General features: G+C 71.2%; 15 protein-coding genes, 1 tRNA gene and 1 pseudogene. 12 read left to right on the top strand and 5 right to left on the bottom strand.

Annotation, left to right across the window (positions count from 1 at the left end; genetic code table 11):
* Positions 1 to 18: 18 nt before the first annotated feature.
* Both HDC37_RS14730 and HDC37_RS14725 read right to left on the bottom strand, forming a co-directional pair.
* On the bottom strand, positions 19 to 687 hold the full coding sequence (locus tag HDC37_RS14730) for a response regulator transcription factor (RefSeq protein WP_308472237.1): 669 nt from the start codon (positions 685 to 687) through the stop codon (positions 19 to 21).
* Positions 684 to 1874 (bottom strand): sensor histidine kinase, encoded by a 1191-nt coding sequence (locus HDC37_RS14725; RefSeq protein ID WP_179561138.1) that lies wholly within the window; start codon positions 1872 to 1874, stop codon positions 684 to 686. Before HDC37_RS14725 ends, HDC37_RS14730 begins: the two co-directional genes overlap by 4 nt.
* A 118-nt stretch (positions 1875 to 1992) precedes the next feature.
* Here HDC37_RS14725 and HDC37_RS14720 point away from each other — a divergent pair, with 118 nt between their 5' ends.
* Genes HDC37_RS14720 through HDC37_RS14705 form a run of 4 tightly spaced genes read left to right on the top strand, consistent with a single transcriptional unit; the run spans position 1993 to position 6962 of the window.
* The gene (locus HDC37_RS14720; protein ID WP_179561137.1) at positions 1993 to 2778 is read left to right on the top strand and encodes a GAP family protein; all 786 of its coding nucleotides are present in this window, start codon (positions 1993 to 1995) and stop codon (positions 2776 to 2778) included.
* 43 nt (positions 2779 to 2821) lie between these two features.
* Positions 2822 to 3520 carry an HAD hydrolase-like protein gene (locus tag HDC37_RS14715; RefSeq protein WP_179561136.1) on the top strand — a complete coding sequence of 233 codons (699 nt, stop codon included), beginning with the start codon at positions 2822 to 2824 and terminating at the stop codon, positions 3518 to 3520.
* A gap of 12 nt (positions 3521 to 3532) precedes the next feature.
* Positions 3533 to 4819 (top strand): hypothetical protein, encoded by a 1287-nt coding sequence (locus HDC37_RS14710; RefSeq protein WP_179561135.1) that lies wholly within the window; start codon positions 3533 to 3535, stop codon positions 4817 to 4819.
* Between the two features lie 31 nt (positions 4820 to 4850).
* The gene (locus tag HDC37_RS14705) at positions 4851 to 6962 is read left to right on the top strand and encodes a bifunctional lysylphosphatidylglycerol flippase/synthetase MprF (protein ID WP_179561134.1); all 2112 of its coding nucleotides are present in this window, start codon (positions 4851 to 4853) and stop codon (positions 6960 to 6962) included.
* Positions 6963 to 7137: 175 nt separating this feature from the next.
* Here the strand turns inward: HDC37_RS14705 and HDC37_RS14700 are convergent, their stop codons facing one another.
* The gene (locus HDC37_RS14700; RefSeq protein ID WP_179561133.1) at positions 7138 to 7344 is read right to left on the bottom strand and encodes a cold-shock protein; all 207 of its coding nucleotides are present in this window, start codon (positions 7342 to 7344) and stop codon (positions 7138 to 7140) included.
* Positions 7345 to 7657: 313 nt separating this feature from the next.
* Here HDC37_RS14700 and HDC37_RS14695 point away from each other — a divergent pair, with 313 nt between their 5' ends.
* The 6 genes from HDC37_RS14695 (at position 7658) to HDC37_RS14670 (ending at position 11279) form a co-directional block, all read left to right on the top strand.
* Positions 7658 to 8326: a GntR family transcriptional regulator gene (locus HDC37_RS14695; protein ID WP_179561132.1), complete on the top strand. Its 669-nt coding sequence runs from the start codon at positions 7658 to 7660 to the stop codon at positions 8324 to 8326.
* 9 nt (positions 8327 to 8335) lie between these two features.
* Positions 8336 to 8827: a GNAT family N-acetyltransferase gene (locus HDC37_RS14690; RefSeq protein ID WP_179561131.1), complete on the top strand. Its 492-nt coding sequence runs from the start codon at positions 8336 to 8338 to the stop codon at positions 8825 to 8827.
* 220 nt (positions 8828 to 9047) lie between these two features.
* The gene (locus tag HDC37_RS14685; protein WP_179561130.1) at positions 9048 to 9380 is read left to right on the top strand and encodes a PadR family transcriptional regulator; all 333 of its coding nucleotides are present in this window, start codon (positions 9048 to 9050) and stop codon (positions 9378 to 9380) included.
* Positions 9377 to 9742 carry a DUF1048 domain-containing protein gene (locus HDC37_RS14680; protein WP_179561129.1) on the top strand — a complete coding sequence of 122 codons (366 nt, stop codon included), beginning with the start codon at positions 9377 to 9379 and terminating at the stop codon, positions 9740 to 9742. The genes HDC37_RS14685 and HDC37_RS14680 overlap by 4 nt, the downstream gene beginning before the upstream one ends.
* On the top strand, positions 9739 to 10521 hold the full coding sequence (locus HDC37_RS14675) for an ABC transporter ATP-binding protein (RefSeq protein ID WP_374939195.1): 783 nt from the start codon (positions 9739 to 9741) through the stop codon (positions 10519 to 10521). The genes HDC37_RS14680 and HDC37_RS14675 overlap by 4 nt, the downstream gene beginning before the upstream one ends.
* Positions 10518 to 11279, top strand: a complete 762-nt coding sequence (locus HDC37_RS14670) for an ABC transporter permease (RefSeq protein WP_179561128.1) — start codon at positions 10518 to 10520, stop codon at positions 11277 to 11279. The genes HDC37_RS14675 and HDC37_RS14670 overlap by 4 nt, the downstream gene beginning before the upstream one ends.
* On the opposite strand, the pseudogene HDC37_RS17610 reads toward HDC37_RS14670, so the two are convergent.
* Both HDC37_RS17610 and HDC37_RS14665 read right to left on the bottom strand, forming a co-directional pair.
* Positions 11259 to 11378, bottom strand: a pseudogene (locus HDC37_RS17610) (formaldehyde dehydrogenase, glutathione-independent); the annotation flags it as partial. The gene HDC37_RS14670 and the pseudogene HDC37_RS17610 overlap by 21 nt on opposite strands.
* A 78-nt stretch (positions 11379 to 11456) precedes the next feature.
* Positions 11457 to 11540 (bottom strand) — tRNA-Leu (locus tag HDC37_RS14665).
* Positions 11541 to 11734: 194 nt separating this feature from the next.
* Between HDC37_RS14665 and HDC37_RS14660 the strand changes: the two genes are divergently transcribed.
* Both HDC37_RS14660 and HDC37_RS14655 read left to right on the top strand, forming a co-directional pair.
* Positions 11735 to 12475 carry a DUF3662 and FHA domain-containing protein gene (locus tag HDC37_RS14660; RefSeq protein ID WP_179561127.1) on the top strand — a complete coding sequence of 247 codons (741 nt, stop codon included), beginning with the start codon at positions 11735 to 11737 and terminating at the stop codon, positions 12473 to 12475.
* Complete coding sequence (locus HDC37_RS14655; protein ID WP_179561126.1) at positions 12472 to 13023, top strand: FHA domain-containing protein; 552 nt, start codon at positions 12472 to 12474, stop codon at positions 13021 to 13023. Before HDC37_RS14660 ends, HDC37_RS14655 begins: the two co-directional genes overlap by 4 nt.
* The last annotated feature ends 17 nt before the right edge of the window (positions 13024 to 13040 follow it).

Here is a 13040-nt window from a genome sequence, read left to right as displayed (position 1 = left end):
GCTCGCGGCCGCATCGGCTCAGTGCGGCGCGCGCGCCAACGCCGCCGCCTGCGCGCGACTGCGCGCGCCGAGCTTGGCCAGGACGTTGGACACGTGCGTCTTCACCGTCGCGAGGGAGATCCCCAGGCGCGAGGCGATCTCCGCGTTCGACAGGCCCTCGCCCAGTGCGGTGAGAACATCGTGCTCGCGATCGGTGAGTCCGGCGGCCGCAACGGCTCCCGTCCCCGGCAGCGCCTCGGAGCGCGCACCGCCGTCGCCGGTGTCTCTCGCACGCGGGAGCAGGCCGAGGGCCAGACGGGTCACGCGGGGGTCGAGCACGCCGTCCCCCTCCGCCACCGCATGGACCGCCGCGACGAGGGATGCGGCATCCACCGTCTTCAGGAGGAACCCGACGGCGCCGGCGGTGAGCGCTCCCGACACGAGTTCCTGCTCGTCGAAGCTCGTGAGGACGAGGACGTCGCCGCAGTTGTCCGCCACGATCTGCCGCGTGGCTTCCACGCCGTCCATCCCCGGCATCCGCAGGTCCATCAGGACGACGTCGGGTCGGAGGGCGCGGGCGTTTCGCACGGCGACGGCGCCGTCCGCCGCTTCTCCTACCACGTCCACACCATGCGACTCGAGCATGATCCGAAGACCCTCGCGGATCGCGCCGTGGTCGTCGACGAGGAGCACCCGGGGCGCCGTCACACCGCCACCTCCCGCGGAAGGAGAGCCCGCACCGACCATCCCGATGCCGTCGGGCCGGCGTCGAGAGTCCCCTCGAGAGCGCGGACGCGCTCGCGAAGCAGCTCGAGTCCCCAGCCGCTGCCGGGAAGCGCGGGCACGGTGATCGGCTCGCCGCCGCGCGAGACCACCCGGACGTCGACCCCGCGGGCGTCGGCGGTCAGATGAACGGTCGCCTCGCCACCCGCCGCATGACGCACGCAGTTGGCCAGCGCCTCCTGGACGATGCGGGCGGCGGCGTGATCCAGAGGTGCCGGCAGCGCGTCCGTGAGGTCGGCGCGAAGGGTCACCGTCACGCCCGAACGCTCAGCCTCGCGCACCATGGCGGGGATCGCGGCGGTGCCGGCGCTGATGACGAGGGGTTCGTCGCTCGTGCGCAGCACCGTGATCATCGACCGGAGAGCGTCATGGGCCTGCAGGCTGGAATCACGGACGGCGCGCAGCGCCGCGGCGTCCCGGTCGGACTGCGCCGGGTCGCTGAGGGCGGCCTCGGCACGGATGGCCACCGCCGACACGTGCCCGGCGACCAGATCGTGGAGTTCGCGCGCCATGGCCTCTCGCTCGCGTTCGACGGCTTCGCGACGGTCGCGGGCGGCCATTCGCTCGGCGTCCTCGGCTCGCTGACGGTGAAGCGCGACCAGCTCCTGCGACTGGGCGGTCGATGTCCCCCACCAGTACGAGACGCCGAGAAGCCCCGCGGTTTGGATGGCCATGAGGATTCCCGCGCGCGGCTCACCCGTGCCCAGCGTCATACCGAGCGCCGAGGCCGCGACGACGACGAGGAGCACGGCGAGGATGCGACGACGGATCCGTGCGGTCGCCCTCACGACCGCGGCGTAGAGCAGATCGAGCGCAACGAGGACCGGCACCACGCCGCTGACAGTGAGGACGTCTGCGACGAGCAGCACACCGGCCAGCGCCGACCCGAGAAGGGGCGCGCGGTCGCGGAGGAGCACGAGGGCTGCCGCCGGGAGTCCCGCGACGAGGCTCCACCACGGCGACACGGGATCGGGCAGGAGGGAGAGGGAGCTCCACAGGCCGGTGAACCCCACCGCTGCGCCGAGGAGGGCGCCCAACGCATACCCGATCGCATCGACGGCGGGTCGGCGGGCGCTGATCCACCGTCGCCACGGGATGGTCGTCGCCGGCATGGACCCATGCAATCACGAAGGAGCGTCCGCGGCCTCCGTCGAAAGGACGAGGGCGCGCGGCGCGGAATCGTCCCTTCTGCCGATGCCCTCGCCGGGCCGGGCGGTCGACGGTGGAACCATGGACCTCCTCCCCGGCGTGCCACTGCCCCTGGCCCTCCTCGTTCTCGCGCTCATCGACTCCCTCAGCATCGGCACCCTGCTCATTCCGCTCTTCCTCCTCGTGGCACCCGGCAGAGTGAGGGCGAGCAGGGTGCTGGTGTACCTCGCGACGATCGCCGCGTTCTACTGCGCCGTCGGCGCGCTGGTGCTCGTCGGTGCCGTCAATCTCGCCGAGGTCGCCCAGGAGGCACTGGCCTCGCCCGCCGGGCAGTGGGCGCGACTCATCCTCGGGGCGGCGCTGGTGATCGTCGCCTTCGCGATCCCCTCGAAGCGGGACGCCCGGGCCCCTGTCGCCGTCGCGACCGCGACCACCGGAGACGCTCGATCCGGAGTGGATGACCCGGCCCCGGCCCCCGGGCGTCTCACCCGATGGCGGGACCGCCTTCTGGACCCATCGACGAGACGCATCGGCATCATGGCCGTGGCGGTCGCAGCCGGCGTCATCGAGGTGGCCACGATGCTTCCCTACCTCCTCGCGATCTCGCTCCTCGCGTCATCCGGGATTCCTGTGATCTCGCAGGTGACGGCCCTTGTCGGGTACGGCGTGGTGATGATCCTTCCCGCTCTCATTCTGCTCCTGGTGCGCATGCTGGCGCACCGGGCGGTGGAGCGACCCCTTCAGCGGCTGACCGCCTGGCTCCAGCGCACCGCGGCGGAGAACACCGCCTGGATCGTCGGGATCGTCGGCTTCCTGGTCGCGCGCGGCGCGATCTCCGACCTGGGGGGCTTCGGTCTCCTGGGATGACCCGCGGTCCGCGCCCGCCCCGCGGACTTGTAGCGTGGAGGTCATGCCGACGCGCTCACCCTGGACCTGCATCCTGTGGGACGTCGACGGCACCATCATCGATGCCTCGGTCGGCATCCTCCGTCGCCTCACCATCACGCTCGAACACTTCGGCAAGCCCGCGCCCACCCGCGAAGAGCTCGCCCACTGGATCGGGCCGCCGATGTACGAGTCGTTCCAGGTCAACGTCGGCATGACGCCGGCCGAATCGAGCGAGGCCGTGGCGTTCTACCGGACGCTCGGCAAGCAGGACGGCTACACCACCGATGCGCGGCTCTTCCCCGGCATCGCCGAGATCATCCGGGATGCTTACGCCGCAGGCATCCCGCAGGCGACCGCGAGCTCGAAGCCGGAGGTGCAGGTGGTCGCCCTCATGGACCATTTCGACCTCTCGCCCCTCTTCACCGCGATCGCCGGGGCGACCCCAGACGAGAAGACGCTGAGCGCGAAGTCCGACATCGTCGCCGAGGCGCTGCGACGCCTGGAGGCCGCCGGTGTCGACACCGACAGGCCCGTGCTGATCGGCGACCGCCACCACGACATCGAGGGCGGAGCAGAGCACGAGGTGCCCGTGATCTTCGTGACGTGGGGCTTCAGCTGGCCCCACGAGGCCGAGGGCGCGCAGGCCGTGGTCTCGGATGCGGCGCAGCTGCGGAGGCTCTTGCTGGTCTCCGACGACGATCCCGCCGACGGCGACCGCTGAGCGAGGCGCCCGATGACCGAGCAGGCCGATGACCTCCTCCGCTGGGTGATCCCTGCCGCCGTCGTCTTCGGTGTGACGGCCCTCGCCGTCGTCGTCGGGCTCATCGCGCTTCGGCGCGCGCGACGCTCGCCCCGGGCGCGTGCCGCCGCCGAAGCGGCGCGGAACGAAGCCGGTCGCGCCCTCGTGCGGCTGGATGACGCGGTGGACGACCTCGACGTCGAAGTGAGCCTGTCGGGCGCGCTCTACGGCGGCGACGCCCCGACGACCCTGCGCCGCGCGCGGATGACCGCCCAGCACGTGCGCGACGACGGATTCGAAGAGTACCGGCGCCTCGCCGGGCGACTCGAAACCGGCGAGGAGGCAGCGCGGGTGCGTCGCGCCGCCGAGACCATCACCCGTCGCGTCGAGACGGCCCTCCGCACGGTCGACGGCGCGCGCACCGCGCACGCCGCATGGGTGACCGCGCACGTCTCGGCCGCCGACCAGGTCCGCTCCGCGCAGGCTCGGCTCGCCGAGGTGCGAGCAGGGATGGGAGATCCCGAGGCCCTCATCGCGCAGCTCGCCCGGTTCGACGAGCGCGAATGGCAGGATGCCGCGGCGGCGGCCCGCGCGGCCGTCACCGAGGCCGACGAGGCCGAGGAACGCCTCGCCGAGGCGTCGCGCTCGGCGGCCGACCCGAGCCGCAACGCCCTCGCCGAACTCGCCGCGGGTGAACGCGCCCTCCGCCGCGCCGAGGCCGACACCCGGACGCTCGAAGAGACCTACCGCCTCATCACGCAGGCGTCGCAGGCGCTCCCGGACGAGTTCGACGCGGCACGGGGCGCGCTGCGCGCCGCGACGGCGATCCGGGCCAAACTCGAACCCGCCGATGCGGAGCGCCTCGGCGACGAGATTCGTGCCGTCGCCGAGGCCCTCGACGCGCTCGAAGCAGGCGCGGCACGCCGCCCCACCTTCACGATCGGCGAGCTCGCGCGCCTGCGCGACCGCCTCGACCGGGCCCTCGGCGATGCGCGCACCGCGCAGCAGCGCCTCCGCGGGGCCCGGACGGCGCTGCCGGGCACCCTGGCCGCCGCACGCAACGGCGTCGCCCTCGCCGAAGCGGCGTTGTCGGGGGTGCGCGCCGGCGCCGATGCGCGGGCGCGCCTCATCTCCGCGCAGCGCGACCTCGCCGCCGCACGGCAGGCACAGGATCCGGTCGAAGCGCTCGACGCCGCCCGGCGCGCGCTCCGGCACGCCGAAGACGCTCAGGCGCTCGCCCAGTACGCCGCGAACCGCGGCGCGGCCATCGACCCCACCTAAGGCTCGCCGGCCGCTCGCTATGGTGAGTGCCATGGCGGGCGACGAGGCAGGCGGCACGACGACGAAGGATGCCGCGCGGGCGGCGCGGCGCACGCCGCCTCCGATCGTCCGGGTGATCGGCCGGATCCCCGCGACCCTGACCCTGGTCGCCCTGATCCTCGCGGCCGGCGTGATCTGGCAGGGTCTGTGGCGCCCGTTCGAGGACGCCGACCTCTACACCTCCGTCGCCTACGGTCTTCCCGCGCTCCTGGAGGGCAGGTGGTGGACGCCGGTCACCGGGACCTTCTTCGTGAACCAACCGTGGGTGTACCTCTTCACCATCGCCGGCTTCTGGGGCATGGCGTATCTGGAGTACCACCGGGGCACACGCGTGGCCCTGGCGTACTTCTGGATCGGGCAGCTCTTCGCCGTCTGCGCCACGGCGCTGCTGCTGTGGTTCGCCGCACTCCTGCCGTGGGAATGGGCCCAGACCGAGGCGGCCGCGCTGGATGTCGGAGCCTCGGGGGGCACGATGGCGTGCATCGCCGCCGCCGTCGGCCTGTTCCCGCCGCCGTGGCGGGTGCGTGCGTGGCTGGTGCTGCTCGGCTTCGTCTTCGTCGCGCTGCTCTTCTGGGGCGCGCTCCCCGACCTCGAACACGTCGTCGCCGTCGTGCTGATCCTCTTCGTCGACCGGTCGCTGCGCGTTCAGCGCATCACGGTGCGCGAGCAGCGACTGCTGGCTTTCGTGTCGATCGTCGTGCTCGGCGTCATCCAGATCGCTCTCATCATCGTCCCGACCGACGGCCCGTTCGGTCCCACCGAACCGATCTCGGGCGGGTTCTTCGACGTCGCTGTCGACACGATCATCATCGCCGTGATCGCCAACGGTCTGCGGGTCGGACGCCGGTGGGCGTGGGTGCTCGGCCTCATCCTCGCCGGCCTGAACGTTCTCGTCGGTGTGCTGATCGTCGTCGCGATCGTCCTCAGCAGCGAGGCGCAGGTCGAGGTCGTGATCGACGGCGAGACCGAGATCGGTCTCGTCTCGGCCGTGCTGTGGCTGATGCTCGGGATCTACCTGATCTGGGTGCGCGCCGCTTTCCGCGCCAAGCCCCGCCGCGGTCTCGGCGCGACGCCCGTCCCGACCGTGGCCGACGTGAAGGACATGATCCGTGCCGACGGCGGCGGCACCCTGTCGTGGATGGCGACATGGGAAGGAATGGCGTACGCCAGGACCACCGGGGGCGTCGTGCCCTATCAGCGGCACCTCGGCGCGGCCATCGCCCTCGGCGATCCACTCGGGCCCGAGGGCTCGCGGCCCGCCTCGGTGCGCGAGTTCGCCGACGCGGCCGAGCGGGCGGGGCTGATCCCCTGCTTCTTCAGCGCCGGCGAGGCGACCCGCGCGGCCGTCCCCGACGGATGGCGGAGCCTCGTCGTCGCCGACGACACGATCGTCGACCTCCCGGGACTGCAGTTCACCGGCAAGGCGTGGGGAGCGGTGCGCTCGTCGCTCAATCGCGCGGAGCGCGAGGGCATGACGTTCCGCATGACGCGACTCGGCGACGAGCCCTGGGGTGTTCACGCGCAGCTGCGCGCGATCTCGGAGTCGTGGGTGGGCGAGAAGGGCCTCCCCGAGATGCGCTTCACCCTCGGGACGCTCATCGAGGCGGAAGACCCCGAGGTGCGCCTGGCATTGGCGCTCTCTCCCGCCGGCGACGTCGACGGCTTCCTGTCGTGGCTGCCCGTCTACGGCGCGGGAGGCGAGGTGCGCGGGTGGACGCTCGATCTCATGCGTCGCCGCGAGGGCGGCTTCGGCCCTGTGATGGAGTTCCTCATCGGATCATCCGCACGCCACTTCGCCGACGAGGGAGCAGCCGTGCTGTCGCTCTCGGGCGCACCGCTCGCCCACGAGAACCCCGCCGACGCGGGGGTGATCGCCGACCTCACCGACCGCCTCGCCCAGATGCTCGAGCCGGTCTACGGATTCCGCTCGCTGCACCGCTTCAAGCAGAAGTTCAACCCGCGCTACGAGACGATGTACCTGCTCTACCGCGACGAGGGCGATCTGTCGCGGATCGCGGCCGGCCTCACCCGCGCGTTCCTGCCCGATGCGACCCTCCGGCAGTTCGCCGGTGCAGGGCTGGAGCTGGTGCGCGGGAAGAGCTGAGCGCCTCCGCCTCGCCGCGCACGCGTCACCGCGTCACCGCACTTCCGCCGAGAGTGCGACGGCGCGCCGAGAATCCGGGTCGACCCCGCATCCTCGGCGCCCCGATGCACTCTCGCGGGAGAGGCGGGCGGGAGAGGGGCGGGGCGGGAGAGAGGCGGGCCGGAGCGGCCCGGCGTCAGACCGGACGGATGTTCTCCGCCTGCAGGCCCTTCGGGCCCTGCGCCACGTCGAACTCCACGCGCTGGTTCTCCTCGAGCGACCGGTAGCCGCTCGCCTGGATGGCCGAGTAGTGCGCGAACACGTCTGCGCTCCCGTCATCCGGTGCGATGAATCCGAAGCCCTTCTCGGAGTTGAACCACTTGACCGTGCCCTGCGTGCTCATCTACTGCCTTCGTTCCACCCGCGAGCCCGGTGCCCGCGCGGCGTGAACCACGCTAACGAAGGCCGCTGTGTCGCCGGGAGATGGTGACACAAACGTTGCGAAAGGACGACGACGGATGCCGGAAAGCGGCGCATCCCGGTCCCATCGTCCGCCCGGGCCGAGCAGAGAGCTCGAGGCCCGGGCGTCGACGGATCCCCCCGGATGTGTCGCGGGCGCCGTCGCAGGGACGGCGCGTGATCGCGACACATCACACTGTACCGATATATCAGTGATGATGCGAACAAATGTGTCGGTTGAATACACTTGTGGCGCCATGGCCGACAACGACTTCGCTCCGCTGACGCCCCGTGAGGGTGCGGCCCTCGGCGACGACGTCTATGCGGTGCTCGGTGAGGCCATTCTGCGCGGCACGCTGCGACCCGGGGATCGACTGCGCGACGTCGAACTCGCCTCTCGTCTCGGCGTCTCACGCACCCCGGTGCGGGAAGCCCTCCAGCGTCTGGAGCGCCTCGGCCTCGTGGAGGTCGCCGCGAACAGGTACACCCGCGTGAAGGAGCCGCACCCCGACGCCTACCCGCACACCACCGAGTTCATGACCTATGTCGCCGGCGACGCAGCGATCCTCGGGCTGGCGCGAGCGACCCCCGAACAGCACGCCGACCTGATCGGGGCGGTGGACGCCCTCGTCGATTGCTCCGAGCGCGACGACGGTCTGGGGATCCTCGGCGGTACGACGGCCTTCTATCAGCTGCTGATCCGGGCGACGGCGAACCACGTGTTCATCACGATCATGCGCGAGGCCGGTCTTGCGATACAGCGCAACCTGCAGGCGTGGACGCCGCCGAACGAGGATGTCGAGCTGCGCACCGCCCGCTACCGGCGCCTCCGGGAGGCTGTCGTCGCACGGGACGGCCGCGCAGCGGAGAGCATCCTCATGGAGCTGAACCACCTGCCCTCGCCCTGCGGGGACGACCCTCGCTAGGTTGGCCTCGTGGGCCACATCGAACTGCGCGACCTCGACGACGACGATCTCGACGCCGTGTTCGAGATGATGCGCGACCCGGCGGCGGTCGAGCTCGCCGCGTTCACGGCCGACGACCCCGATGACCGGGACGCCTTCGACCGATGGATCGCCCGCATCCGGGGCGACGACGACGTGACCTACCGCATCGTGACCGAGGACGGCGCCTTCGCCGGTGCCGTCGGTTCCTTCACCGTCGACGGCGACCGGGAGGTCACCTACTGGATCGCCCGCCACGCGTGGGGGAGGGGCGTGGCGACGCGGGCCCTGCGCCTGCTCGTCTCGCGCGAGCCCGTCCGCCCGCTGTTCGCCCGCGTCGCCGTTCACAATGCCGCGTCCCGCGCCGTTCTCACCCGGTGCGGCTTCACCGAGGTCTCACGCACCACCTCCTTCGCGCCGGGCGTCGGTCGCGACGTGGAGGAGGCCGTCTACACGCTGCTGCCCGTCCTCGACGGCAACTGACGCCGCGCACGCGGCATCCCTCCTCCCTCAACCCCCCGTCCGCTCGCCTGCGCCCGCCTGCGCCCGTCCCCAGCTGTTGGGGGCGGATTGTGCCGGGCGGGGCGCGATTGCGGCGCCCCACCCGGAGGATCGCGCCCCGAATCGGGAGGGTGTTGCGCTCGAGCTAGTCAGCGCTACTATGTAGTGGTACTCACCAACACTGAGTACCGAGGGAGAGGCGATGGGCAGGCAGACGACCGAGATGCTCAAGGGCATCCTCGAGGGCATCGTGCTGGCGATTCTCGCCACGCGCCGCGCTTACGGCTACGAGATCACCACCTGGCTGCGTGACCAGGGATTCGCCGACATCGCGGAGGGCACCGTGTACGCCCTGCTCGTGCGCATCGAGCAGCGCGGCCTCGTCGATGTCGAGAAGGAGCCCTCGGAGAAGGGCCCGCCGCGCAAGGTCTACAGCCTGAACGCCGCGGGCCGCGACTACCTCGACGAGTTCTGGAGGACGTGGAGCTTCCTCTCCGAACGACTGCAACAGCTCCGCGAAGGGGGAGAGTCATGACCAACTGGATCGAATGGGTGACCGGGTCGCTCGCGGACAAGCGACGGTGGAAGGCATACCGAGCGCGGGTGGAGGCCTTGCCGGCCCCGTACCGGACCGCCGCCAGAGGCGTCGAGCGCTACCTGATGTACAACGGCGGCACCGACCAGGGCGAGCTGCTGCTGCAGATGTTCGACGATCTCGCCGATCTCTTCGAGCGAGCCGCCGCCGACGGGATGCCGGTGCGAGACGTCGTCGGCCACGACCCGGTCGAGTTCGTCGACACCTTCAAGGCCAACTACGGCATCGGCTCGTGGATCACCAAGGAGCAGAAGCGGCTCGCCGCTGCGATCGAGCAGGCGGAGAAGGAGGAGGCACCGTGAACGCCCCGACAGCCGTGACCGCTCGCCCCGCGGTGCACATCCGGGGGCTCGAGAAGGCGTTCGGCCACCTGTCGGTCCTGAAGGGCGTCGACCTCGAGGTGCCACCCGGCACCATCTACGCCCTCCTGGGTTCCAACGGTGCCGGCAAGACCACGGCGATCCGCATCATCGCGACTCTGCTTCGCGCCGACGCGGGCACAGTGGAGATCCAGGGTCGGGATGCGGCGGCCGAGCCTGCGCGCGTCAGGGAGGCGATCAGCCTCACCGGCCAGTTCGCCGCGGTGGACGAGGTGCTGACGGGTCGTGAGAACCTCGTACTCATCGGCCGACTCCGGCACGTGGCCGATCCCGGTGGGGTCGCCGACAGCCTGCTCGAGCGATTCTCCCTCACCGACGCCGGCGGTCGCCGCGTCGGAACCTACTCGGGCGGGATGCGTCGCCGGCTCGACATCGCCATGAGCCTCATCGGCGATCCGCCCGTCGTGCTGCTGGACGAACCGACGACGGGACTGGACCCCCAGGCGCGCATCGAGGTGTGGGACGCGGTGCGCGAACTGGCCCGCGGGGGCACGACCATCCTGCTGACCACGCAGTACCTCGACGAGGCCGAGCAGCTGGCGGACCGCATCGCGATCCTGCACGAGGGACGCATCATCGCCGAGGGCACGCTCGAGGACCTCAAGCGACGGTTCCCGCCCGCCCGCGTCGAGTACATCGAGAAGCAGCCGAGTCTCGAGGAGATCTTCCTCGCGATCGTCGGCGGAAAGGACGCACCATGACCGTGCACGTCGTCGGCGATACCGCCGCGCTCACCGGGCGGTCGCTGCGCCACATCCTGCGCAGCCCCGACACCATCGTCACCACCGCCGTGATGCCGATCGCCTTCCTGCTCCTGTTCGTCTTCGTCTTCGGCGGGGCGATCCAGACGGGAGGGGAGTCGTACGTGGATTACCTTCTGCCCGGCATCCTGCTCATCACCGTGGCGTCGGGGGTCGCGTACACGGCGTACCGGCTCTTCCTCGACCTGCAGGGCGGGATCTTCGAGCGCTTCCAGTCGATGCCGATCGCTCGGTCGTCCGGACTGTGGGCGCATGTCCTCACGTCCGTCGTGGCGAACGCGGTCTCGCTTGTCGTCGTCGTCGCCGTCGCCCTCGTCATCGGGTTCCGGAGTCCCGCGGGGGCCGGGGCTTGGCTCGCGGTGGGCGGCATCCTGCTCCTGTTCACGCTGGCGCTCACCTGGCTCGCCGTCATCGCCGGGCTCACGGCGAAGACCGTCGACGGCGCCAGCGCCTTCTCGTATCCGCTGATCTTCCTGCCGTTCCTGAGCTCGGCCTTCGTTCCGACCGAGACGATGCCCGGGCCGGTGCGGTGGTTCGCCGAGTATCAGCCGGTCACGTCGATCGTGAACGCGATGCGAGCGCTGCTGGCAGGCGAGGCGCCCGGCGCCGACCTCTGGGTCGCCCTCGCCTGGTGCGCGGGGATCCTCGTGGTGGCCTACCTCGGGGCCGCGATGGCGTATCGACGCCGGTTCCGCTGAGGCGAGACCCGACGTCGCACCGGCGATGTACACCGTCGAGCCCGGGCCGACCCCGGCGGTGCAGGCACCGTGGAAGCCGGTCGGGAAGATGCCGGACAGCATGCGCGCCCCGGACGGGCCCCCGAACGGCGAAGCCCCCGCCCTGGTCATCCCAGGTCGGGGGCTTCTTCGTCGCTGTGCGCGAGGGGGGAGTTGAACCCCCACGCCCTTTCGGGCACTGGCACCTGAAGCCAGCGCGTCTGCCTATTCCGCCACTCGCGCGAGCCGCGGATCATCGACCCGCGTCACTCAACTTCCCGAGGATATCACGGCTCCTGGGCGGCCCCCGGCGCCGTGGGTCGCCACAGCCGACCCTCCGCTGACACCCGTGCACGGCGGGTCGAACGCGGTGTGGATCGCCTGTCCAGGCTGGACAACTAACATGTACCGACTGGATCGCCTGCCTGAGGAGCCCCGTGGGACTACTAGACAGCTTCGAGAAGGGACTCGAACGTGCCGTCAACAGCGCGTTCGCCAAGACCTTCCGTAGCGGGATCCAGCCTGTCGAGATCGCGTCCGCGCTCCGCAGCGAACTGGACAAGAAGGCCGCCGTCGTCAGCCGCGACCGCATCCTCACCCCGCACACCTTCACCGTGCGACTCGCCCCGAGCGACGACGAGCGCATGCGCGCGATCGGCCCCGCCCTGGGCGAGGAGCTCCGGTCGCTCGTCGAGAAGCATGCCCGCGCGCAGGGCTACAGCTTCGCCGGCCCCGTCACCATCACCCTCGAGCGCGACGACCAGCTCTCCACCGGAACCCTCCGCGTGGACAGCTCCAGCGCCGAGGGCTCGGTCTCGTGGCGCGGTGTGATCGATGTCGAAGGCAAGCGGCACCCGCTGCTGAAGGGCCGCACCGTCATCGGTCGCGGCAGCGACGCCGACGTCACCATCTCGGATGCCGGGACGAGCCGCAAGCACGTCGAGGTGCTGTGGGACGGCGAGCGCGCGATGGTCCGTGACCTGGGGTCGACCAACGGCACCCTTCTGAACGGCAGCAGGGTGAGCGAAGCCCCTCTCTCGCCGGATTCCACCATCACGATCGGGCGAACGGATATCGTCTTCCGCGTGGTGGCGCAGGCGGTACCTCCGCGGCCGTCCCGGCCGGCTCCCGACGCCACGCGCGCCTTCGACGTCCGGGAACAGGGGCCGCTGCCGTGAGCGAACTGACCCTCCTCCTGCTGCGCATCGGCTTCCTGGTGCTGCTGTGGTTCTTCGTCTTCGCCGTCGTGTACTCGCTGCGCGCCGATCTGTTCGGCATGAAGGCCCGGAAGATGCCCGAGCCGGCCGCCGCAGCCGCCGCACCGGCGGGCCCCGCCGTCACGAAGTCGCCCTCGTCACCCTCGGCGCTCACGGAGCCCGTCGCCCGCGCGCGCCCCGCCGCCGCGCCGCAGAAGGGCGGACCGGCGACCCCCTCCACCGTCTCTCGCATCGTCATCACCAGCGGCCCGAAGGCCGGTCTCGAGCTGCCGCTCGGCAGCGAACCGCTCACCATCGGACGGTCCAGCGAGTCAGGCCTGGTCATCCGCGACGACTACACCTCCAGCCACCACGCGCGCATCATGCTGTGGGGCAATCAGTGGATGCTGCAGGACCTCGATTCCACCAACGGCACCTGGCACGACGGCGCCCGCGTGTCGGCGCCGGTCGCCATCACCGTCGGTGCGCCCATCCGCGTGGGGGCGACCACCTTCGAGCTCCGGAAGTAGCGGGCGGACCCCTCTTC

It is taken from the genome of Microbacterium sp. AK009 (assembly GCF_013410955.1).
Lineage (GTDB): Bacteria > Actinomycetota > Actinomycetes > Actinomycetales > Microbacteriaceae > Microbacterium.
Note: the sequence above shows the minus strand (reverse complement) of the source record. Positions and strands in the feature narration are given on the sequence as shown.

Excerpts from the sequence above, each read along its gene's own strand:
- HDC37_RS14715 (WP_179561136.1), top strand. The coding sequence starts at position 2,822 with ATGCCGACGCGCTCACCCTGGACCTGCATCCTGTGGGACGTCGACGGC.
- HDC37_RS14670 (WP_179561128.1), top strand. The coding sequence starts at position 10,518 with ATGACCGTGCACGTCGTCGGCGATACCGCCGCGCTCACCGGGCGGTCG.
- HDC37_RS14725 (WP_179561138.1), bottom strand. The coding sequence starts at position 1,874 with ATGCCGGCGACGACCATCCCGTGGCGACGGTGGATCAGCGCCCGCCGA.
- HDC37_RS14700 (WP_179561133.1), bottom strand. The coding sequence starts at position 7,344 with ATGAGCACGCAGGGCACGGTCAAGTGGTTCAACTCCGAGAAGGGCTTC.
- HDC37_RS14720 (WP_179561137.1), top strand. The coding sequence starts at position 1,993 with ATGGACCTCCTCCCCGGCGTGCCACTGCCCCTGGCCCTCCTCGTTCTC.
- HDC37_RS14695 (WP_179561132.1), top strand. The coding sequence starts at position 7,658 with ATGGCCGACAACGACTTCGCTCCGCTGACGCCCCGTGAGGGTGCGGCC.
- HDC37_RS14710 (WP_179561135.1), top strand. The coding sequence starts at position 3,533 with ATGACCGAGCAGGCCGATGACCTCCTCCGCTGGGTGATCCCTGCCGCC.
- HDC37_RS14685 (WP_179561130.1), top strand. The coding sequence starts at position 9,048 with ATGGGCAGGCAGACGACCGAGATGCTCAAGGGCATCCTCGAGGGCATC.
- HDC37_RS14705 (WP_179561134.1), top strand. The coding sequence starts at position 4,851 with ATGGCGGGCGACGAGGCAGGCGGCACGACGACGAAGGATGCCGCGCGG.
- HDC37_RS14680 (WP_179561129.1), top strand. The coding sequence starts at position 9,377 with ATGACCAACTGGATCGAATGGGTGACCGGGTCGCTCGCGGACAAGCGA.